At 49.7% G+C, this 22,116-nt stretch carries 21 protein-coding genes; 8 read left to right on the top strand and 13 right to left on the bottom strand.

Annotated features, from left to right (window positions below):
* Positions 1–109 precede the first annotated feature (109 nt).
* From ACN0R8_RS06685 to ACN0R8_RS06655, 7 genes are all read right to left on the bottom strand, one after another.
* A complete protein-coding gene (locus ACN0R8_RS06685; RefSeq protein ID WP_417596294.1) occupies positions 110–337 on the bottom strand; it encodes a hypothetical protein in 228 nt (75 codons plus the stop codon).
* 67 nt (positions 338–404) lie between these two features.
* Complete coding sequence (locus ACN0R8_RS06680) at positions 405–572, bottom strand: hypothetical protein (RefSeq protein ID WP_417596292.1); 168 nt, start codon at positions 570–572, stop codon at positions 405–407.
* A gap of 345 nt (positions 573–917) precedes the next feature.
* A complete protein-coding gene (locus tag ACN0R8_RS06675; protein WP_417596290.1) occupies positions 918–1,835 on the bottom strand; it encodes a ketopantoate reductase family protein in 918 nt (305 codons plus the stop codon).
* A 66-nt stretch (positions 1,836–1,901) separates the two neighbouring features.
* Entirely contained in the window at positions 1,902–2,219 is a 318-nt protein-coding gene (locus tag ACN0R8_RS06670; protein WP_417596288.1) for a DUF6482 family protein, read from the bottom strand.
* A gap of 65 nt (positions 2,220–2,284) precedes the next feature.
* Positions 2,285–4,849, bottom strand: coding sequence for a sensor histidine kinase (locus ACN0R8_RS06665; RefSeq protein WP_417596286.1), 2,565 nt, complete (start codon positions 4,847–4,849; stop codon positions 2,285–2,287).
* A gap of 253 nt (positions 4,850–5,102) precedes the next feature.
* Positions 5,103–5,228, bottom strand: coding sequence for a hypothetical protein (locus ACN0R8_RS06660; protein WP_274378435.1), 126 nt, complete (start codon positions 5,226–5,228; stop codon positions 5,103–5,105).
* Positions 5,229–5,570: 342 nt separating this feature from the next.
* The gene (locus tag ACN0R8_RS06655; protein ID WP_417596284.1) at positions 5,571–7,013 is read right to left on the bottom strand and encodes an aspartate kinase; all 1,443 of its coding nucleotides are present in this window, start codon (positions 7,011–7,013) and stop codon (positions 5,571–5,573) included.
* Positions 7,014–7,314: 301 nt separating this feature from the next.
* On the opposite strand from ACN0R8_RS06655, the gene ACN0R8_RS06650 reads away from it, so the two are divergent.
* Positions 7,315–7,740 (top strand): chemotaxis protein CheW, encoded by a 426-nt coding sequence (locus ACN0R8_RS06650; RefSeq protein WP_417596282.1) that lies wholly within the window; start codon positions 7,315–7,317, stop codon positions 7,738–7,740.
* 42 nt (positions 7,741–7,782) lie between these two features.
* Here the strand turns inward: ACN0R8_RS06650 and ACN0R8_RS06645 are convergent, their stop codons facing one another.
* From ACN0R8_RS06645 to coaD, 3 genes are all read right to left on the bottom strand, one after another.
* The gene (locus tag ACN0R8_RS06645) at positions 7,783–9,087 is read right to left on the bottom strand and encodes an MATE family efflux transporter (protein ID WP_417596280.1); all 1,305 of its coding nucleotides are present in this window, start codon (positions 9,085–9,087) and stop codon (positions 7,783–7,785) included.
* Positions 9,088–9,214: 127 nt separating this feature from the next.
* On the bottom strand, positions 9,215–9,469 hold the full coding sequence (locus ACN0R8_RS06640; protein ID WP_417596278.1) for a YfhL family 4Fe-4S dicluster ferredoxin: 255 nt from the start codon (positions 9,467–9,469) through the stop codon (positions 9,215–9,217).
* 30 nt (positions 9,470–9,499) lie between these two features.
* Positions 9,500–9,982: a pantetheine-phosphate adenylyltransferase gene (gene coaD, locus ACN0R8_RS06635; RefSeq protein WP_417596276.1), complete on the bottom strand. Its 483-nt coding sequence runs from the start codon at positions 9,980–9,982 to the stop codon at positions 9,500–9,502.
* A 371-nt stretch (positions 9,983–10,353) separates the two neighbouring features.
* Here coaD and ACN0R8_RS06630 point away from each other — a divergent pair, with 371 nt between their 5' ends.
* Positions 10,354–10,995: a TetR/AcrR family transcriptional regulator gene (locus tag ACN0R8_RS06630; RefSeq protein ID WP_417596274.1), complete on the top strand. Its 642-nt coding sequence runs from the start codon at positions 10,354–10,356 to the stop codon at positions 10,993–10,995.
* Between the two features lie 13 nt (positions 10,996–11,008).
* Here ACN0R8_RS06630 and rsmD read toward each other — a convergent pair whose 3' ends face one another.
* On the bottom strand, positions 11,009–11,653 hold the full coding sequence (gene rsmD / locus ACN0R8_RS06625; protein WP_417596272.1) for a 16S rRNA (guanine(966)-N(2))-methyltransferase RsmD: 645 nt from the start codon (positions 11,651–11,653) through the stop codon (positions 11,009–11,011).
* A gap of 155 nt (positions 11,654–11,808) precedes the next feature.
* Here rsmD and ftsY point away from each other — a divergent pair, with 155 nt between their 5' ends.
* From ftsY to ACN0R8_RS06595, 6 genes are all read left to right on the top strand, one after another.
* Entirely contained in the window at positions 11,809–13,113 is a 1,305-nt protein-coding gene (ftsY, locus tag ACN0R8_RS06620; RefSeq protein ID WP_417596270.1) for a signal recognition particle-docking protein FtsY, read from the top strand.
* A 120-nt stretch (positions 13,114–13,233) separates the two neighbouring features.
* Positions 13,234–13,902, top strand: coding sequence for a cell division ATP-binding protein FtsE (ftsE, locus tag ACN0R8_RS06615; protein WP_417596268.1), 669 nt, complete (start codon positions 13,234–13,236; stop codon positions 13,900–13,902).
* Entirely contained in the window at positions 13,899–14,993 is a 1,095-nt protein-coding gene (gene ftsX / locus ACN0R8_RS06610; protein WP_417596266.1) for a permease-like cell division protein FtsX, read from the top strand. Before ftsE ends, ftsX begins: the two co-directional genes overlap by 4 nt.
* 240 nt (positions 14,994–15,233) lie before the next feature.
* Positions 15,234–16,100: an RNA polymerase sigma factor RpoH gene (rpoH, locus tag ACN0R8_RS06605; RefSeq protein ID WP_417596264.1), complete on the top strand. Its 867-nt coding sequence runs from the start codon at positions 15,234–15,236 to the stop codon at positions 16,098–16,100.
* Positions 16,101–16,427: 327 nt separating this feature from the next.
* Entirely contained in the window at positions 16,428–17,471 is a 1,044-nt protein-coding gene (locus tag ACN0R8_RS06600; protein WP_417596262.1) for an efflux RND transporter periplasmic adaptor subunit, read from the top strand.
* Positions 17,464–20,727 (top strand): efflux RND transporter permease subunit, encoded by a 3,264-nt coding sequence (locus ACN0R8_RS06595; RefSeq protein ID WP_417596260.1) that lies wholly within the window; start codon positions 17,464–17,466, stop codon positions 20,725–20,727. Before ACN0R8_RS06600 ends, ACN0R8_RS06595 begins: the two co-directional genes overlap by 8 nt.
* A 109-nt stretch (positions 20,728–20,836) precedes the next feature.
* Here ACN0R8_RS06595 and ACN0R8_RS06590 read toward each other — a convergent pair whose 3' ends face one another.
* Positions 20,837–21,580, bottom strand: a complete 744-nt coding sequence (locus ACN0R8_RS06590) for a diguanylate cyclase (RefSeq protein WP_417596258.1) — start codon at positions 21,578–21,580, stop codon at positions 20,837–20,839.
* Positions 21,581–21,600: 20 nt separating this feature from the next.
* Positions 21,601–22,101 (bottom strand): hypothetical protein, encoded by a 501-nt coding sequence (locus ACN0R8_RS06585; protein ID WP_417596256.1) that lies wholly within the window; start codon positions 22,099–22,101, stop codon positions 21,601–21,603.
* Positions 22,102–22,116: the final 15 nt, after the last annotated feature.

Below are 22,116 nucleotides of genomic sequence, written 5' to 3'. Positions count from 1 at the left end.
TTGCCAAGTATGTAGGGCTGGGCAGGTAGAATTTCCCGCTGCTTTGGCTGTACTGGAAGATATCAACCAAGATAATGTGTTCGTTGCTTTCCCACTTAAAGTGGAGCAGTCAGTCAGACGTCATGTAATCACCGTATTGCGACGGCTCATAAATCGGCAACCCTACGTGATAATGCCAGAGGTTATGTTCTCTGGCGTAGGCTTCATCTTCAGGAGTCGCATTACGCCAACTTGCGGCAATCTTTCCTTGAAACCTACTGAAGTCACCAAGGCCATGTTCCTGATAAGTCTGTACAAACTCATAGACAGCTTTCTTTTGGTCTAGCGGGTAGTTCACAAACTCCTTTTGAAACTGCACCCCAAAGGATGCACGATAATTCGTACCCATACAGACCTATTCAGGATTACTTAGCGTTCTTAACTAAGCCGCAGAACTCTTCAAAAGAGAGTCCTTTTGGAATTTCGGTAATTTTACCGTTGAGGGACTTTTCAACCCGATCACGGTCAAACATTTTGACAGGTTTGCGTACCTGTTTTGGGCTGTTTCTCAGCTCAGCAACATGCGCGCTCATGCGATGCTCCTTTGTCTGCTGGTATTTACCTAGCAGCACTTAGTTTACTTCTGGGCCACTAATGACCCCTTGGTTACTATTTTATCGACTATAAGCGACAATAGCCAACTGTGAAGTTGACCATTTATGGTAGTTTTGTGGTCTTTTGCTGACATTTAAGACTTTTTATCACGTTAAACAAGAAGTTACCGTGGCTATAAAAAAGTCTGATTCAGGATGGAAAATGGACTTCCGCATTGATGGCCGGAACGGTAAGCGGATGTGAGCGCAGGCGGTCAAAGCTGCGCCTGATATGTGATGAAATGCAAAACCCCCTTGCCCGCCCTGTGGCTGCAAAGCGTGAAGTTAGCGCCGGCTATAAACCTGCAGTACGGTCTCGGCAATTTCGAGCATTGGGGTGGCGACTCCAACCTCTTTGCCCCGGACAACCATATCACCGACAAGGTGGTCACCTTCGATGGGCAAGCCATTACGCATGTCACGATACATGGAGGAGTTAAAGCTGGATTTGGGGTTGGTGAGGATACGCTGAAAGCCCTGTACTGACTCTTCCGTCAGTCGGTGACCAGAGGCAGTAGCAACCTGACTGCATTCATCAAAGATCTGCAGGGCGATTTCGCCGCCGCGATCACTCTGCATATATTCACCCACGTTCCCCTGTAGCAGACAGTTCACCGCCCCTAAGCCTGCCATACGACAGAATTTATCCCACATCTGCCCCATAATGTCGTCGGTCTGTTCAACGGTAAGACCGGACTGCTGGAACAGCTGAATGATCTCCGTTACCGCAGCTTGCTGAGAAGGCTGGCGGGCCGCAACAGTGATGCTGTTATAGCCAGTGGCAACTCGAACCTGCCACGGAGTTTTAAGCGTAGCGACAGTTTTAGCGATACCACCCAATACTCTCTCTGCACCAAAAGCTTTGTCTAACAGGTCAAGATGGCGAAGGCCGTTGAGCAGGGGAAGGATTAAGGTGTTGTCACCCACTGCAGGAGCAACATCCGTTATCACTTGAGGCAATCCGTAGGCTTTGTTGGTGAGAATAATCAGATCAAAGGCAGCAGCGGCTGCCAGTTCCGGTTGGGTAAGGCATGCAGGTGATAGCTGAAATTCCGCCTCTGGCAAACAAACTTCAAAGGGCTTTTCCGCGAGTTCAGCTGCGCGCTTGGGGCGTACCAGATGTGAGATATCCACACCCTGTTGCCGCAACTGACTACCAAATAAAATACCCACAGCACCTGCGCCGACCACCAGAATTCTCATGCTTGCTCCGCCTTGGCTTTAAACTGAGCTTGACAGTTTAGTCCGGCGAAAGCAGGTTTCAATGCTTTAGCGGTCTACAGTTCCCATTTCGCTGTTACCGAGTGATACTTCCAGACAGTTATCACCAGCACGTAAAGGCTGCCCCACCATCTCATCGTAGGCACTCTGTTGGCGAAGCACCATCCGCTTCACCGGTAGTCCGGTAAATAGCGTTTGCAGGCTCATCTTGTTATGGCTGCGCAGAAGTTTTCCCTGCTCGTCAGCAAGGTATAGCTCCTGCCCGTGAATAATCACCGAAACCTGGTACAGGGCACAGTCCAGTGAGTGAATAATAACTTTCTCGATTTCTACCTGCTTTTGAAGGTTTTTCAGACTGATTGTCATAAGGCCATCCTCAGTTCAGTTTCCAGACCTATACGTCATGGACACTGAATCGGAGCGACATAAGATCAGCAGGTATCGTCTGACTCTTCCGGCGGTGCGTCCTGCCGTGGCAAAACAACCCGGAAATGACTGCCTTTCCCAAGAGTAGAGTTCACCAGTTCAACCTCACCCCCCATAACATGGCAAAGCTCACGTACAATGCTGAGGCCGAGCCCGGTTCCGCCATGACTGCGGCTTACAAACTCTGTTGCCTGACGGAAAGCTTCAAAAACCCACTCCTGTGCCTCCGGTGGAATACCTTCTCCACTGTCTTTAACATCAAAAATCACACTACTTTCTGTTTCGGATACAGACAGTTCAACCTTGCCCTGCTGAGTAAACTTGATGGCATTCTCCACAAGATTATTCAACACCTGCCGCATACGGGTATCATCAATATACAGGGTAAAATCCGATGGCAGGGATGTGATATCCAACGCTAAGTGAAGTCCCTTGCGCTCTGCGCCGCCACGGTGCACAGCTATAAAGCGGGTTAACCAGTTTTGCAATCTGACTTCATGGGGGGTTAACGTCAGCTGACCTGCGTCCATCTTGGCAAGATCCAAAATATCATCAACCAGCTTCAGCAAATGGTTGCCACTTTGATGAATAATATCGGCATACTCACGGGTTTCAGCGTTCTCATCATCCAGTTTTAATATCTCTGCAAACCCCATAATGCCATTGAGCGGAGTACGTAACTCATGGGACATACGGGCAAGAAAATCACTTTTCATCTGACTGGCCTGCTCCGCATCTTTGCGGGCCTGGTCTGAAACTTCAAAGGATGCCTCTACGCTGTCTGCCATGCCATTAAGGGCATGACTTAACTGTCCGAGTTCATCATTACGCTGGGCTTCAAAACGGAATCCATAATCCCCATCCTCAATTTTATTCAGCCCTGAAGTAAAGTAGCGCACCAGGCCGGTAATCATGGATGCCATCCAAACCGCGATAACCACCACAATAATCACCATGATGGCGGTGGAAACGGTCAACTCCATTGCCACATCGGCCACGATCTTATTAATCAAGCCGCTAAGCTCTTTCTGACGCTCATTAAGGAGGGCCGTAAACTCCTCCAGCTTACTTTCCATAAGGGCAACAGTATCTTTTGCAGGCTGCTGGAAATCATCGATATTGGCACCTATGGTGACAAAACCGAAACCTCGGGGCGTATCGCCATAGTGCCCGGTAAAGTAAGGAATCGTTGCGGCAGTCGTCAGCTTCCAAACACCTGTCCAATGAATCAGAAAAGAACCTGAGCCTCCCTGACGTGTAAGATCGTTCCAGCCTTTACACTGGGGTGCAAAATTCAGATAGCGACACTCAAGGCCCAACTGCCCTTGCCTGATGAGCTCCAGAGCTGGCTTTTTACTGCGGGTTTGCTGGTCAAAAGCCGGTATATCGGCCAGATACTCCCTTAGCGGCCGTCCGCTTTTTTGCCAACCTTCATAAATAGAAGCTTCCAGCCAGGGAACCGCTCGCTGACCTGTCTTTGGGTCAAAACCAACGATAGAGTGATGTCGCGGATGGGCGATATTCCGATCTTTGTAATCCCACATAAAGGCATAATTACCACTACTGGCATCTGCAATTTGCGCGTAGCGCTTCTCAGTGGGTTTCAGATTGTCGGTGAAAGCCAGAATATGATCGTGATTCAATGCCAGCGTGATATAGCCAATCTTTTTACCGTTACGGCTCACCGGTGTTGCCCAACGAATAATGCCGCGAAACTTCTTACCGGCAGGGTTTTCACGGCCAGCGTAGGCTTCCTGCTCCGGCTGAAAAGGAATCTGACGCTTATCGGCGGCTTTCGGTGTTGCAGGGCCCAGAATCCGGGAGGGTACATAAGGACCGATGACATCGGAGACATAAATCTCACCGGCCTTCAGATCCTTTAACTCTGCGAAGTAGTCTTCCGCTTTGGCATAGGTATTTTCTGGCTTGGAAACATCCTGCAGGCCTTCTCGTAACAGGTCTGAGGTTTGCACTTTGACGCGCTCGCGGCCATCAAGACCAATGAAGGTTATTTCGTGATACAGAGGAATCTGCAGGGTGGGTTGTACGCTTTCCGGGGGCCGGTAATGAAAATCCTGCTGGTTTTCAGCGTTGCTGGATTTAGCATCAGAGGCATCAGGCGGCGGTGGATTCGCCGGCACCCAGCCACTGCCATCTTCTGACAGCTGCCACGCCCCTGCATCCATGATCCGGCTGCTGCGATGTTCGACAAAACGGCGAAAGCTATCTTCTTCAATGGGCAGAGCGGCAGCGAGATTAAGGTCTGCATCCCGCTGATACAAAAAGCGGGCAACGTCACGGGCGGTGTCTGTGGTCAGGCGCTCCAGCTCTTCACGGGCACGATCATTCAGAGCTCGCTCTGCTTTCTGACTGAAGGTATCCGCCATATCCTCTACAGTGAGACGCACCTCACTGCTCAGTTGACGCGTTTCGTCATTCAGACGCTCACCAAGGTAAACCACACCCTGCCAGGCTAACAATGCCAAAATCACCAGAGGGATCACTTTGATCAACAGAAATAAGACGACCAATTTCGCCCGAATACCAAGCTTTACAGTGGCCTCAGCCATCCCCTGCTCCTAAAAGTGATATTTACTTGTACCTTATCTCAGATAGCGCAGGTCTCCTGCTTTCCGAGTTGCTTCTTTTATCATGAATAATCCTAGCATGGCAGCATGCCTGCCAAACAGCGAGAAAAAGATCCATTCCACACGGGGCATCCTGTAAACAACAGATAAAAAAATAGCCCCGATTCAGCGGAGCTATTTTGATAACGGAGCCAGAATAAAACCAACACTACATCCTGGCAAACATTGTGTATATCTAGTTCAACAACACCCAGATCTGAGTCAATACCGGAAAAATACCAAGTACAAGACCTGCAGCAGCCATCAATAGTGTTGCACCAACACCAATCGTTTCATAATCGTGGGATTCAGCATGTGCCATCGTGGTCACTCCTGTTATATCCAGTAGAAGTCAGCGTTTGACGCTTTACATTCCAGATATTGCAACACGAGTGCCAACAAACTGAAGCCTCATCCTTATTTTATTAGGTATTGATTTTAAAGGGAATTATATAAAACACTGCCAAAGTTAATCTTCCTGCAGCGAGCTAAAAGACACAGCCGTCAGACAAATATGACCTCAGCGCCACTTATGGCACGCCAGAATCAACATTAAAACCGGGATCACAAAAAAAACAGCCATCGTCTCTTCAGACGATGGCTGTTTTTTTAGCTTGTGCTGCTTCTCTGGAGAAGAGATAAATCTGTCATTTTATCTGCCTTATCAGGCAGCACAAATTGCTTCTCCGTGATTGTGAATCTCAATCAGGCTGCTGTGCAAACTCTGAACAGCCAGATCATAGTCATCATTCGATACAATAAACTGAATATCAACCTGACGCATAGACTGTTGCAGCGCGAGCACACTAATTTTAGCCGAGGCCAGTGCATTAACGGTTTGCGCCAGAATACCCGGCACCTGCATATCACTTCCGATCGCAGAAACCATTGCTACTTTCTTCAGGCTCATTTCACAACCTGGATATTGTTCCTGAATCGCCTTCTGAAGCCGTTTTATGGTTTTCAGATTCGATGCCATATAGTGTGTTAACGTATTGGCATTATTATCTTTGCTGATCAGTGGAACTTTAAACCGTTCGATAATGCCCAGTAATTCGCGGCCATAACGGCTCATGCTCCCCATCATATCCTGATCAAAAAACTCCAGCGCATAGACATTTTGTCGGCCAGCAATGATCTCGACACAAGGCTTTTCACTGACATACTCAGCGGTGATCAGCGTGCCGGCATGATCCGGTTCAAAGGTATTCATCACACGTAGCGGCAGGCACTGCTGACGCAGACCTTTCCCCGCTTTAGGGTGGATCGCCTCCATACCCAGGTTCGCCAGCTGATCTGCCACATCATAATTTGTACGGCCAATTGGCACAGCGTTATCCACGCCCACCAGGCGCGGGTCAGCACTACTCAGGTGGTACTCTTTATGGATAATCGCTTCGCGGGCCTCTGTCAGCACCGCAATACGGCTGAAGACCATCTCACTATAACCCCGGTCAAAGGTCTGCATCAGTCCTTCTGTACAGTGAGCGTAGCCGGTGGCAATCGGTAAGCAATTCGCCAGATCGACATCCTTAAAGGCCGCTTCAATTCGCTCATCAAGGGATAGATGCTTTTCTGCATTCCAGCCGGTCAGGTCGACATAAACTGCATTAATCCCATCACGCTTAAGCAACTGAGCCATATTCCAGGCACTGTGTGCTTCACCAAGACTGGCCATCATTTCACGAACCGTCATCAGGTGGTCACTGAGGTCAAAGTGGCCATGCTGACACACACTTTCAAGATCGTTCAGAGTCTGCTCCGCCTCATCCAAGCGGTCACCGATAAAGCTATCCGCTAACTGGCATAAAGGCGTCTGACCAAACAGCTCATAGTTAATCGACATTAACTTGGCTCGTAGGCGAGTCATTTTATCACGCCAAACACTGCTATCTTCTGCTCCGGCGAATGAAGCAAACACCCCGGCTTTATCGGATTTTTTATGCTCAAGCAACAGGTCGGTCACACCACCGTACGCAGATACCACAAAAATTCGCTGATACCCTTCTTCTTTCCGGGATTGTTTGTGAAAAATGATGTTATCTCGTACCGCGGCGTAATCACTCATCGACGTGCCGCCGATCTTCTCTACCGTATGGGTTTTCATTGTTTAGGTTCAGCTTTCTGATCCCGCAAAGGACCGTAACAAAAGCAGCTGCCTCCTTCATGTTTTTCAGTTATGCAGGGGTAAACCTGCCCGAATCGAAAAAGATTATATCTCTAAACATATCATTTGTTAAACAAGACCATTGGGGAGTACATGGGAAAGCCCATTTCCGGCGCAATATCGTAAAGTAAAGCAACATAACGACACATCCCAGGGGTTTAACTTTTCTTAAAGATCATTAGATTATATAGTTCTCTAACTATATTTTGTTTTATATCGCATTTCAGAGAGGCGTGAATCAATGGATAATCAATGGGTCAGCTTTTCTTTAGCCGGCGAAAAATATGCCCATCCCGTGGGCAGTATCAAGGAAGTACTTCGCTACCAGGAGCCATCTCCGATCCCGGGAGCCCCATATGATGTTGACGGTATTCTGAATATTCGTGGAGAGGTGCTCACCGTAATCTCAGCACGTAAGCTGATGGACCTGCCTGAAGACCCAAGATCTGAAGATTCCCGCATTATATCAATCGAAACCGATGACGGTCTCTGCGGTATTGTCGTGGATAAAGTTGAAGCCATTGTGGGGTTTGATGGCAAGAGCATAGAGCCGCCACCCAGTCAGGATGCGGGTGGAATTATTCAAGGCACTATTCATCGTGAGGGTGAACTTTATATCGTCGCAAATTTCCTCCCTCATTGCGAAGGCGTAGCTCAGCAGATGTAGCTCCCTTTGGCAGACTGCTGCCTCACTAACGGCATCCCGCCATCAGGCGGTGCGCCTGAATACCCGTAAGAAATGCAGAGCCATAAACAGGGAGCGCAGCAGCATAAACCCGGCGAAAGCAGACCATAACCCCTGGTTCCCCTGGTCAGACAGTAACCATGCCAAAAATACAAACGCAGAAAAAGCCACCAACATCCCGTTACGCATCACATCACTGCGCATCATTCCAATATAGACACCATCCAGCAGATAGCCCGACGCCGCCAGCACGGGAATAACGGCAGCCCATATCAGGTAATCACCCGCCAATTGGCGTACCGAGTCAAGATCCGTCAACAGAGCAATCAACTCATCACCCCAGAATATATAGCCACTACTGATCACAAAGACGGTCAGAATGCTCATCACGCCACCGGCCCAAACAATCTGGTTGCGCTTTTGATAATCCTTTGCGCCCTGCGCCTGACCGACCAGAGCCTCAGCTCCATGGGCATATCCATCCAAAGCGTAAGATGCCATCATGATCAATTGCATCAGAATTGCGTTAGCCGCCAGCGTTTCACTACCGAAAGCAGCTCCACGGGAAGTAAAGTACGCCATACTGCCTAGCAGCAACCAGGTACGCACCATCAGCTGATGATTAACCCTAAACAACACCTTAAACTCACTGGCGATCCAGGCCTGCCATTGCCACTTCGACTGCAACTGAGCAAGACGTTTTAGCGCCAGCCAAACACCGGCAGCCATCACACTGTAATCTGCAATCAACGAGGCAAATGCCACGCCCTGTACCTGCCAGCCCAATAGCATAACGAAGATCAGATCGAGCAAAATATTGATCCCGTTCCCCAGCAGCAGCATCTGCAACGCAAAACGACTGTTTTTCTGCGCCAGAAACCAGCCCATCAAGACATAATTCACCAGAACAGCTGGTGCAGACCAGATACGTACCCCTGCGTATAACGCAGCCTGATCACGAGCACTTCCCTCCTCTGCCAGAAGGGAAAGGCCACCGGGTAGCAACCAAAACTGGAAAAGCAGCAGCAAGCATGCAATCCCTAACGCCATCAGCACGCCCTGCTGCAGGAGACGTGTCACTGCCGACCAGTCAGCAGCACCCGCAGCCTGGGAAACAGCACCGGTTGTCCCCATCCGCAAAAAACCAAAACCCCAAAATAAAAAACTAAACAGGGTGGCCCCTAGCGTCACCCCCGCAAGATAAGATGCATCACTCAAATGCCCGACCACAGCCGTATCCACCAGTCCCAGCAGTGGCACACTGATATTAGAGATAATGATCGGCAGAGAAAGTAAAAAAATCTGTCTGTAGGGCGAAGGCGATAACACAGTAGCTCCGGCGCTATGGGTAATTTGTGACGGGTGAGAACAAAGAATTCATAATGGCCGAGTCCAGATTACAGGTAAAAAAAATGCAGCACCCAAGTGCTGCATTTGTTCTGAACGAAAAACAGAATTAACCCAGAGAAGCCTGGATAATTTTGTATTTATCCATCAGCTCATCTTTCGACTCAACATGCTCAGGGTTCTCCGGAATACACTCTACCGGGCAAACCAGCACACATTGAGGTTCATCATAGTGACCAACACATTCGGTACACAGATTTGGGTCAATCTCATAGATCTCGTCACCCTGAGAGATTGCACCATTAGGGCATTCAGGTTCACATACATCACAGTTGATGCATTCGTCGGTAATCATCAAAGCCATAACGCTTACCTCATCAAAAAGCTAACTTGCTTAGTCGTTTTTAAAGTGTTCTTTAAGAGCCTGATCGACGGTTGGATGCACAAATTTGCTTACATCGCCGTTCAGGCAGGCAATCTCTCTCACCAGCGTAGATGAGATGTAAGAATTACGCTCTTCCGGGGTCAGGAAAATGCTCTCCACATCGGGAGACATCGCCCGGTTCAGGTTGGCAAGCTGTAACTCATACTCAAAATCGGATACTGCACGCAGGCCACGGATAATAACGCGCGCCTGTTGTTGTTCCAGAAATTCGGTCAACAGGCAGTCAAAACCGCAAACTTCTACGTTGCTATACTGAGACAAAATTGACTCAGCAAGGGCAACGCGCTGCTCCAGAGGCAACAAAGGTTTTTTGCGCGGGCTGGCAGCAATAGCCAGAACCACTTTGTCAAAAATCCTACTGGCACGCTCTACCAAATCGGTATGACCGTTGGTAATAGGGTCAAACGTTCCGGGATAAACTACCGTCGTCATCGCATTTTCCTGATTATGCGCGGATTTTGGAGAGGCAGAATGGTAAACAAATTGCCTCACCGGTACAAACTTCTCTCGCTATAAGGTTATAGCTAATTCAACGCAGCCAAAGGCACCCGGCTGTAATAGCATCTACGGAGCAGAAAATTAAATGCTCTGTTCACTGGCTAATGCTGGATTATGACAGTAATAGCACAAGGATTCCCGGTCATTTGCAAAACGGATTTTCCATTCCAGTAGTGTTATATTTTAAATGACTGTTAAAACAGCACTGTTAGCACATTCCATGGCAAAATTTGCTGATACACAGTAACGGATGAATATACAGTAACGGATAATAAGTCAGCAGCCCCACACCCCGAGAATTGACCGTGAAAACAAAAGATAGAATTGTTCAGGCTTCTTTAGAGTTGTTCAATCTCCACGGAGAGCGCTCCGTAACAACCAATCATATTGCTGCCCATATAAAAATATCCCCGGGTAATCTCTATTACCACTATCGAAATAAATCCGACATCATTGCACGCATTTTTGATCAGTATGAAGCGGCCGTAGATGAACTCTTTACCCTACCGGATAACCGGGCAATCACCCTGGATGATCGTGCCCTAATCACAGAAAGGCTACTCGACCTTATCTGGAAATACCGTTTTATGCACCGGGACCTTGTGGGCATGCTGGCGAATGACGCCGAACTAAAAGCCCGCTATCAGGCTTTTGCCACTCAGGGAATTGCCAGTACTGAACAAGTGTATGTCAGAATGTGTGAGTCTGGTTTTATGGATATACCTGAAGACCAACTGAAGCCTCTGGCATTGAATATCTGGATTCTGGTCACCAGCTGGACAACCTATCTACGTACTGCCCTGGGTGCAATGGAAGACCGGCAAAGCCGGGAACAACTCAACCAGGTTATCTATCAGATGTTTTACCTTGAGATGCCTTATCTGACGCCGCATACAAAAGAAGAGACCCGGGCGAAAATGCAGGCCTTCCAGCCCAATACCGACTGACGTTCGCCTCTATCTATCCACTTCGACGATAGAGCCGGCAGATGACTTGACCCGATTTTTTCTCCTTTTCCAACAACCAGCAGGCTGGGATTTCAGTAAAATCGAAATCTTTCTCCGCTTCCAAATAAATCAATGCGCCATCTGCCAGACGCTGTAGCTGTTCCAGTTGCTGGCAAACCGGCGCTAGCAAGCCCTTGCCAAAAGGCGGATCAAGAAAAATAAGATCAAATTTGTCTTTATCTCCACCTAGCCAGTTGAGTGCCTCGCCCTGAAAAACCTCTGCATGTTCGCATTTAAGTGTTTCCAGATTCTCCCTCATCTGACGTACCACCCCTGGATGGTTATCCAGAAAAACAGCGCTTTTAGCGCCTCGGGATAACGCCTCCAAACCCAGTGCACCACTCCCGGCAAACAGATCCAGAACCCTGCGACCATACAGATCAAAACTCAACCAGTTAAACAGTGTCTCCCGCATACGGTCACCCGTTGGCCGCAAACCCTCGCCATCAGGGAAAGGCAATTTACGCCCGCGCCACTCACCGGAAATAATCCGCAGCTGATTCTTACCCCCTGAGGCGCCACTGGCAGATTTAAGATGACCGGATTTTTTTTGATTGGCAGAGGATAAGCGGGGGGCGGAGCGACGAGGTCTGGACATAGCAGTTTCCGGATACGGGAGTCATTTTAATAAAACATAAGGGGGCAAAGCGCCGTGGATTGTACCCCCCGTGAGCGACAAGTGGTAGGATAGAGCGCCATAAGAGGCAGGGGCTCACCTGCTATTTTCCGTTCTAAAGAGACAGAATTTATCCCATGTTTGGATTCTTCAAGCGTAACAAGAAACAACCGGAAGCGCCTCTGGAACAATCTCCGGAGACCAATGCCACAGAAACTGAGGCCCATGAGACCCCTGCGTTAGAGGAGCTCTCTACCCAGACAGGCAACACTCAGGAAAAAGAAGTATCTGCTGAACAGCCAATAGCAGTGGCAGACAGCGTAGTAGACCAGGACACCCCCGTTACAGCGTTGTCTGATGAAAAGTCTTCAACTCCGAGCCTGGAGCATCCGGCAGAGGAAGAAGCCACTCAGGAAACGCCTGCACCTTCAGACCCGATTATCCCTGATGCGAACATGTCACCTGAGCCGGTAATAGAGACTCCGAAGGCCGACGCTGCCCCCAGGAAAGAAAAGGTCGGTTTCTTCGGTCGCATTAAACAAGGGTTAGGCCGGACTCGTGCCAACCTGAGTGAAGGTCTTGCCAGTTTATTTCTGGGTAAAAAACAGATCGATGATGACCTGCTGGAAGATATTGAAACCCAACTCCTGATTGCCGACATCGGCGTTGAAGCGACCTCAGAAATTATTGATCGCCTGACTGAACGTGTTTCACGTAAACAACTGACCGATGCTCAGGCGCTATACGAAGCACTGCAGGAAGAACTGCGCACCATGCTGGAGCCCTCCAATAAGCCTCTGGTGATCGGTGAACAAACCACCCCATACGTTATTTTAATGGTTGGCGTTAACGGCGTGGGCAAAACCACGACGATTGGTAAGCTGGCAAAGAAATTTCAGAGTGAAGGCAAGAGCGTTATGCTGGCCGCCGGTGATACCTTCCGTGCTGCTGCTGTTGAGCAACTTCAGGTTTGGGGGGAGCGCAACAACGTACCTGTCATCGCACAGCATACTGGTGCCGACAGTGCGTCCGTGATTTTTGATGCCATCCAGGCGGCTCAGGCCCGTAACGTAGATGTGTTAATTGCTGATACCGCCGGTCGCCTGCAAAATAAAAGCAACCTGATGGAAGAGTTGAAAAAAGTCACCCGGGTTATGAAAAAACTGGATGATTCTGCCCCACACGAAACCATGCTGGTGGTTGACGCCGGAACGGGACAAAACGCCCTCTCTCAGGCCAGCCTGTTTGATGAGGCTGTAGGTTTAACCGGCATCACACTCACTAAGCTGGACGGAACCGCCAAAGGCGGTATCGTATTTGCCCTGGCACAACAAATGCAGATTCCGATCCGCTTTATCGGTGTCGGAGAGCAGGTGGACGATCTGCGACCGTTTGATGCCGACCAGTTTACCAAGGCCCTGTTCGATAAGAACGAAGGCTGACATGGGCGGGTTAGCTGTGGCCCGGCCGGGCTGCGGACAACCCTTTTGATCTAATCCGGAGACATCTCAGGCTGAGCATATAGGCCGGAGTTTCTCCCCAAACATTCAACGCAGGATGCCATGATCCGCTTCGATAACGTCAGTAAACGCTACGAGAACGGGCATGAAGCCCTCAGGCAACTCAATCTCACCGTCGCAGAAGGCGAAATGTGCTTTCTCACCGGACATTCAGGGGCCGGTAAAAGCACCTTGCTGAAACTGATTATGCGGATGGAAAAAGCCTCTCAGGGTCAGGTGTTTATTAACGGTCAGAACCTCTCACGCATGGGGCGCAGCCAAGTACCCTATCTTCGCCGCAACATTGGCGTTGTTTTTCAGAACCACCAGTTACTGTTCGACCGCTCCGTTTTTGACAACGTGGCATTACCCCTGATGATTGAAGGTACGGACCCGTCAGATATTGGCCGTCGTGTTCGCGCAGCACTGGATAAAGTTGGCTTACTCAAGAAAGAGAAACTGAACCCTATTATGCTTTCCGGGGGTGAACAGCAGCGTGTCGGCATCGCCAGGGCGGTGGTTAACAAACCCCCCATTCTGCTGGCAGATGAGCCTACAGGTAACCTTGACCCCCAGCTGTCCTCTGAAATTATGAACCTGTTTGAACAGTTCAACGAAGTGGGCGTCACCGTTCTTATCGCCAGCCACGACCTGAGTCTCATCGCCCGCATGGGTCACCGGGTACTGACGTTGAGTGAAGGACAGCTTGTAACCGATGGAGGCATGCTATGAGCCAGGTAGGTAAACCCCATAATCGTGGCACATCTCCAAGAGGGGCAACCGGCGCAACACCTCTTCGCAGCCCACGTCGCGGGGTAGCCAAAGGGCCTGTACCGCCAACACTCCGTAAAGCCCCTCCCAAACGGCAAAACTCAGAGGGCGCCAGCGAGCATAAAGTCCAAAGTAATCATAAAGTGAGCAGCTGGCTACGCCACCACCGCCTCATGGCTATCGATAGCCTGTGGCGGGTCATCAGGGCACCCTTTGCCAGCCTGATGACCTGGGCCGTGCTGGCTATTGCTCTGGCATTACCTGCCAGTCTTTATATCTTCCTTAACAATGCTCAGCTGGTCACCAGCAACTGGGACGGGGCGGCTCAGATGTCACTCTTTCTTAAGATTGATGTTTCCGAACCGCGGGCAGAGTCTTTGGCTGAAAACCTGCGTCAAAGAAGTGATATTGCATCAGTTCAATATATATCCCGTGAACAGGCCCTGGGGGAATTTAAAGAATTCTCAGGCTTTGGCGAAGCACTAGACTACTTGGATGGCAACCCGTTACCCAGTGTTCTGGTGGTTCGGCCTGCGGCAGGACGGATTCACGAACAGGAACAACTATTGAACGAGTTGCAAAGTTTACAGGAGGTAGACGAAGCTCAACTCGATCTCGCCTGGGTGAAACGCCTTTACTACATTATGGAGCTTGCACAACGTGCGGTGAGTGCACTGGCTGTTTTGCTCGGAATTGCCGTTTTACTCGTAGTAGGTAACACCATTCGCCTAGCCATTGAAAACCGGCGTGATGAAATTGTAATTGTAAAGCTGGTCGGTGGTACGAATGCCTTTGTGCGCCGCCCTTTCCTCTACACTGGCATCTGGTATGGGCTGGGCGGAGGCGTGATGGCCTGGATGATTATCAATCTGAGCCTGATCTGGCTGGCAGGCCCTGTTCGTGCCTTAGCCAGCGTCTACTCCAGCAGCTTTGAGCTGGTAGGCCTGGGCATGGCTAACTCTCTGCTACTGGTTCTCTCTGGAACCGTTCTCGGCTGGCTGGGAGCCTGGGTTGCGGTGGGTCGCCATCTGGGAGATGTAGAACCCCGCTAAACCAAGGGTGGATAATCTTCTGTAGCCAGACAAGATAATCACAGCAACATTGGTGATCAATTAAATCAATGTTGCCAGAGCCCCAGGACGCATTGGGTGCTTGCAAAATATACAGGAGATTTTATATTAATCTCCTGATTGAACTTTTGGCTTAACCGTAAATCATAAAGATCAGTTCTATTGATCAAGTCGGTACTCTTGTTCCAATTGGTAAGAATATAACTGCTTCTTCGAGGTAATATGAATACTAGCCTGCAAACGATCGACTACCTGTCTCCCGGACAGGACCTTAACGCTTATATTCAGATTGCTAACAGCATCCCTGTTTTGTCTGTTGAGCGCGAGCAATTACTTGCCCGTCAACTGCATGACGAGGGTAATCTTGATGCCGCTCGCCAGCTGGTTATGTCACATCTACGCTTTGTAGTACATATCGCAAAAAGCTACTCCGGGTATGGCCTGCCACAAGCAGACCTGATTCAGGAAGGTAATGTAGGCCTGATGAAGGCCGTTAAACGCTTTGATCCGAACGTTGGTGTTCGTCTGGTTTCTTTTGCTGTTCATTGGATCAAAGCCGAAATTCATGAATACGTCCTGCGTAACTGGCGCATTGTGAAAGTCGCCACCACAAAAGCTCAGCGTAAGCTGTTCTTTAATCTGCGTAGCGCCAAAAAAGGGCTCGGCTGGCTTAACAATGCCGAAGTTGACGCCATCGCGAAGGATTTGGATGTAAAACCCCAGACCGTTCGCCAGATGGAAAGCCGACTCAGCGCCCATGATGCTGCCTTTGACGGCTACACCGATGATGACGATGACTCATCGTATCAGGCTCCGGCATACTACCTGGAAGATCATCGTTTCAACCCGGCAACCGAGCTGGAAGACGCCAACTGGGCTGAAGACTCATCTTCCCGTCTACAGCTTGCCATGTCGCAACTTGACGAGCGTAGCCAGGCCATTCTGCAACAGCGCTGGCTAACCGACAGCAAAGCGACTCTGCATGAGCTGGCTGATGTTTATGGTGTTTCTGCTGAGCGTATTCGTCAGCTGGAGAAAAACGCTATGAATAAGGTGCGTAAGCTAATGGAAGAGTCTGTCGAAGCATAAGCGTTTTCTCTGTGGCTTCGTTTTTCCAAAGTAAGGCTGCCTCTTTCGGCGGCCTTATTATTTAAAGTCCAGTCAAAATAAGCCCTGCCTTTTGGGCCCGTAACATCACCTGATTAACCCGATACCTGCAAGTCTGCCCATATTCGTTACACTCAGAACAAGCCATTCTGGCTTGTCACACCTCCCTGAAATATGATGACCTATTATCCACTATAGGTTTAACTGGTGGGAAAATCTGTTTCATATTTGCCTATATAATTAGGTTAAGCTAATATGCAAAAAATCCAATTCAGGCCCGATTCAACGGGTTTAGCCGGAGAACAACTCATGTTAAGCAAACACCTGAAAACCTGGCTGTCGGTCGCCTGTCTGTTCGGAGGACTTTCTCTGCCGGCACACGCGCTGGAAACACTGACGCTGGAACCAACCGCCGTCAGCCAGGCCATAAAGCTGGATGGCATCGTTGAAGCCGTCCGTCAAAGCACTGTTGCCGCTCAGACAGCGGGCACAGTAACAGCGATCTATTACGATGTAGACGATAACGTCAAGCCCGGCTCTGTCATTCTGGAGATCAGTGATACCGAGCAGCAAGCTCGCCTTGAGCAGGCCCAGGCTGCAGCACGGGCTGCGCTTGCTAATAAGCGGGATGCGGAACAAGCATTTGAACGTATTGATGAGATCTATCGAAATGAGCTGGCATCAAAAGCCCAATATGATCAGGCAAAAAACCAGCTGGATGCTGCCAGTGCGACATATCGCCGTGCCCAAGGCGCGTTGAAAGAAGCCCAGAAGCAGATGTCTTACACGAAAGTGATCGCACCTTATGGAGGAGTTGTCACACAACGCTTTGTCGAGATCGGGGAAGTGGTCGCTCCAGGCTCACCTCTGATGTCCGGTATTGACCTGAACCTTATGCGCGTCAATATCGACCTGCCACAGAGCTATGCTGCGACAGTCCGTCAGCATCAACTGGCGGAAGTTATCCTGCCTAATAGTGAGGTAGTGCCTGCTAAAGATCTGACAATATTTCCTTATGCTGACGCCAAAACCCACAACTTCAGAGCTCGTGTGCACTTGCCTGAGAAACAAGCAGGTCTCTACCCTGGCATGATGGTTAAAGTCTCCCTGCCAATCGAAACCGGTCAAGCGCTGAAAATCCCCTCGTCTGCACTAATTACCCGTAGTGAGTTACGCGCTGTTTATATACTGGATAACCAAGATATACCACGCCTGCGTCAGGTGCGCACCGGCTACGAAAAAAATGGTGAGATCGAAATTCTTTCAGGCCTTCAAGCTGGTGACAAAATCGTTCTGGCCCCCAATGATGCACTGAAACAGATCAAGGCTGCGAGGGCTGAACAAGATGCATGATAACCGGGAACCTGATCAGAATCCTCTGGGCATCTCAGGGCGAACAGCGAAAGCATTCCAAAGCACCGAGATAACCCCTTTACTGGCCATTGTTGGTATGTTGCTGGGCTTGCTGGCAATCCTGATTACGCCCAAAGAGGAAGAGCCGCAGATTGACGTAACCTTCGCCAACGTCTTTATTCCTTTTCCCGGTGCGCCACCTGTTGAAGTTGAACAACTGGTTTCTACCCCAGCCGAGCAAGTACTCAGCGAAATTGAAGGCGTAGAGCACACCATGTCCGTATCCTGTGCGGGAATGTCGGTGCTAACCGTTCAGTTTGAAGTAGGCGTCACCCGCCAAGAAGCCATTGTTCGCCTGTACAACCAGGTATTCTCCAATGGTGATTGGCTGCCACCGAATTTAGGTGTCGGTCAGCCGCTGATCAAACCTATGGGCATTGATGATGTTCCCATCATGTCCCTGACCCTTTGGTCAGACGATGACAGCGTGGGCAGCCATGATCTGAAAAAGATCGCCCACAACCTGGAAGTCGAACTGAAACGTGTTAAAGGCACCCGCGATATCTACACCCTAGGTGGCCCCGACACCACGGTTCAGGTTGCTTTAGACCCTGCCCGTCTATCTGGTTTTAATATCAGCATTGATGACCTGCGTAATGCACTGCAATCAGGCAACTCCACCGGATCAGAAACTCGAATTATCCGCGACAACACGGTTATTCCGGTTCAAGCAGGTGATTTTCTTTCCACGGTTGATGACGTTAAACGCCTGATTGTCGGCCTAAACGCTGGCTCACCGGTTTATCTGGAAGATGTTGCCGATATTACCTTGGGCGCAGATGTTCCTGAACAGAGCGTCTTTATGGGTACCGGCCCCGCTTTTGCCGATCAATCAAAAGCAGGTCTCTATCCAGCGGTCACGCTTGCGATTGCTAAGCAACCGGGTCAAAACGCCATCGATATTACCGAAGGCGTCACCAATCGAATCGACCAGCTGAAAAACATAGCGATTCCTGAAAACGTTCAGGTAACGGTCACCCGTGACTATGGCGAAACCGCCAATAATAAATCCAACACCCTGATCTCCAAGCTGATCTTTGCCACCGGCGCGGTTGTGCTTTTGGTTTTAGCTGCTCTCGGTTTCCGTCAGGCGCTGATTGTTGGTTTGGCTATTGTCATCACCCTGATGATCACGCTATTTGCTTCCTGGGCCTATGGCTTCACCCTGAACCGGGTATCCCTATTCGCGTTGATTTTCTCTATCGGGATTCTGGTGGATGATGCCATCGTGGTGGTGGAAAATATTCACCGACACCTCAGCATGGGTGGCAAGTCGATGCGGGAAGCGATTCCCATCGCAGTCGATGAAGTGGGCGGCCCCACGATTCTGGCAACCTTTACCGTTATTGCGGCCTTGATGCCGATGGCGTTTGTAAGCGGACTTATGGGCCCCTATATGAGCCCTATCCCGATCAATGCCAGCATGGGTATGCTGATCTCTTTGGTGATCGCTTTTGTTGTCACCCCATGGTTAGCTTTCAAGCTGCTCAAGCATGACGACGCCGCACCGGGTGATCATGCGGGCCACGAAACCGCTAATACCAAGATGCTGACGTTCTTCCGCAATCTGGTTGGCCCTTTCCTGCAGGGCAGGAAGGGCCGCAAAAAGCGTGTAGCTCTTGGTGCCGGTATTGCTGTCCTGATGATGGCCTCTGTTGCACTGCCTGCGACGCTAGCGGTTGTGCTTAAAATGCTGCCCTTTGATAACAAGTCAGAAGTCCAGATCATTGTGGATATGCCGGAAGGTACGCCGGTTGAGCAAACCCAGCGCGTCCTGTTGGATCTCAGCGAATATCTTCAAACCGTGCCAGAAGTAACCCACTATCAGACCTATGCGGGAACTGCTGCGCCGATCAACTTTAACGGCTTGGTTCGTCAGTACTATCTCAGGGCTGATCCTCACTCCGGCGATATTCAGGTGAACTTTGCAGACAAGTCTGAACGCGATCGCAAGAGTCATGATATTGCGCTGAGCATGCGAGAGCCTTTGCAAGCCATCGGTGAGCGTTACAACGCCAATGTGAAAATTGTTGAAGTACCACCCGGACCACCGGTGACCGCCCCAATTGTGGCTGAAATTTACGGCCCGGATCAGAATGCTATGACCGATACCGCTAAAGCACTTCGCGCCCGCCTGGCGCAAACTGATGGTATTGTTGATGTGGACGATATGATTGAGGCTCAGGCCACAAAGTATCTTTTGCAGGTTGATCGCCAAAAGGCTTCTTTACTGGGTGTACCTCAGGCACGCATTGTTTCTGCCATTACCGCCGCATTGGGCGGTGAAGATATCAGCTATCTGCATGAGAGCCATCAGAAGTATGCGCTGCCGATACGCCTTGAGTTGAACGAAGCGGATAAGAGTAATCTGTTGCAGTTTATGACGCTCAAAGTACGCAGCATAAACGGTGATCTGGTCGCCCTGTCTGAAGTAGTCAACCTGGTGGATACCCAGTGGGAAAAAACCATCTACCACAAAGACCTGTTACCAGTAACTTTTGTCACTGCGGATATGGCCGGTGACCTGGATAGCCCGCTATACGGCATGTTCGACCTGATTGGCCAACTTGATGATGAGCCTTTGTTTAAAGATACGCCTCTGGAGCAATTCTTTATTCAACAGCCTGAATGGCCTCTGGTACCATCGGTTAAATGGGATGGTGAATGGCAGATTACATATGAGACATTTCGGGATATGGGCATCGCCTACGGCGTGGGTATGATTCTGATTTATATGCTGGTGGTTGCTCAGTTCCGCTCCTACCGAGTCCCTCTGATCATTATGACGCCAATTCCACTGACTGTGATCGGTGTTATGCCGGGGCACGCGTTGCTGGGAGCTCAATTTACAGCAACCTCTATGATCGGCATGATCGCTCTGGCTGGCATCATCGTGCGGAACTCAATACTGCTGGTAGACTTTATCAATCAGCAGTTAGCAGAGGGCATATCATTTGAGGACGCGGTCATTCAATCCGGTGCGGTGCGTGCCAAACCTATTATCCTAACAGCGTTAGCCGCCATGATAGGTGCACTCTTTATTCTGGACGATCCTATCTTCAACGGCTTGGCGATTACGCTTATTTTTGGTCTGACCGTATCAACACTACTGACGCTCATTGTGATCCCGGTTATGTACTACGCATTTGCGCCTCAACGCATCAAAGACCTCGACCAGACGCTGAGCAAAGGCTAAAAAGTCCAAGCGGGCAGTCTTTAGCCAAAAACAAAAAAACGCTGCACTCAATTGCGTAGTGCAGCGTTTTTTTTGATTGCCCGCTAAGGTACTTATCGGGTTAGCACGATTACTCAGACTGATAAACAACGATTTTATTTCTGCCATCCTCTTTCGCTGTGTAAAGTGCCTGGTCTGCCTGCGCCATCAGATCTTCCAGCGTCTCATCTTTGCGCATACAGATCCCCATGCTCAAAGTCACTTTCAGGCTTTTCCCGGGTATAGCAATTTCAGTACCTGAGATCAGAGTACGCAGTTTATCCATGCGCGCCAAAAGATCCGAGTCGCTAACTCCCCGGGTCAAAAGGCAAAACTCTTCGCCCCCAAGCCTTGCCATAAGCGCATTACTCTGACTTTCAGTGCGAATGCAGTTCGCAACGACTTTCAGCACCTCGTCCCCGATACTATGGCCGTACAGATCATTTACCTGCTTAAAAAAGTCGATATCCATCATCACAAACCCCAGCTCGCCTGTTTCAGTGCCAAGTTGTGCGATCAAAGCATCCGCGGCGGGATAGAAGTACTGGCGATTGGGCATTCCGGTCAGGAAGTCTTTATAGGCCGCATCTTTCAATTCACGCACACTCAACAAAAGATCCATCATGTTATTGATGCGACTATAGAACTCTTCCACAGTGAAGCCTTTATACATAAAGTCATTGGCTCCGCATTTTAGAATCTGTGCAGGAATCTGCTGATCGGTTTGGCCAGAAATACCGATAATCGGCAGCTCTGTAGAACTATACTGTTTTCGAATAATACGAATCACATCATAGCCACTCATACCGGGTAGCTGATAATCCATCATCACCATCGAAATATCACTGCGCCGACCTAGTATATCAACGGCCTGTCTCCGGTATGCGCTACAACAACCTGATACTGCTGGCGCTCCAGAAGCGCAGAAAGGTAGGCACAGTAAGTTGGTGCATCGTCCACCACAAGCACCTTATGCTTGCGGTTAGAGATCAGTCTTCTGATCAGTGAAATGATACCTTCAAGGCCGTCCTGGTCCTTAAAGAAATAGTCGATAACATCTCTGTCCATTACCAGCTGGCGGGTCTCCCGGTCCAGGGAGCTGGTCAGTGCAATAGCAGGAATTTTATATTCAGCAGCCAGATCAAGCATGGCACCAGCAGCGGCATCTTCCAGCACCAGCCCGCTGATCACAGCCATATATTCGCCCTGGTTTTGAGCCAGCAGTTGCTTGCCTCCGGCGCAGTTTTTGACAGAATCAACCTGCAGTCCCTGAACCTGACTCATCAGAGTCTGCGCCAGAGCATCCCGGAAGAAAATAGAATTGTCAGCAATCAGCAAACGATGCCTGGTCAACATGCTTTAAACCTTCAC

Source organism: Oceanospirillum sp., assembly GCF_048265165.1.
Classification (GTDB): domain Bacteria; phylum Pseudomonadota; class Gammaproteobacteria; order Pseudomonadales; family Halomonadaceae; genus Oceanospirillum.
Note: the sequence above shows the minus strand (reverse complement) of the source record. Positions and strands in the feature narration are given on the sequence as shown.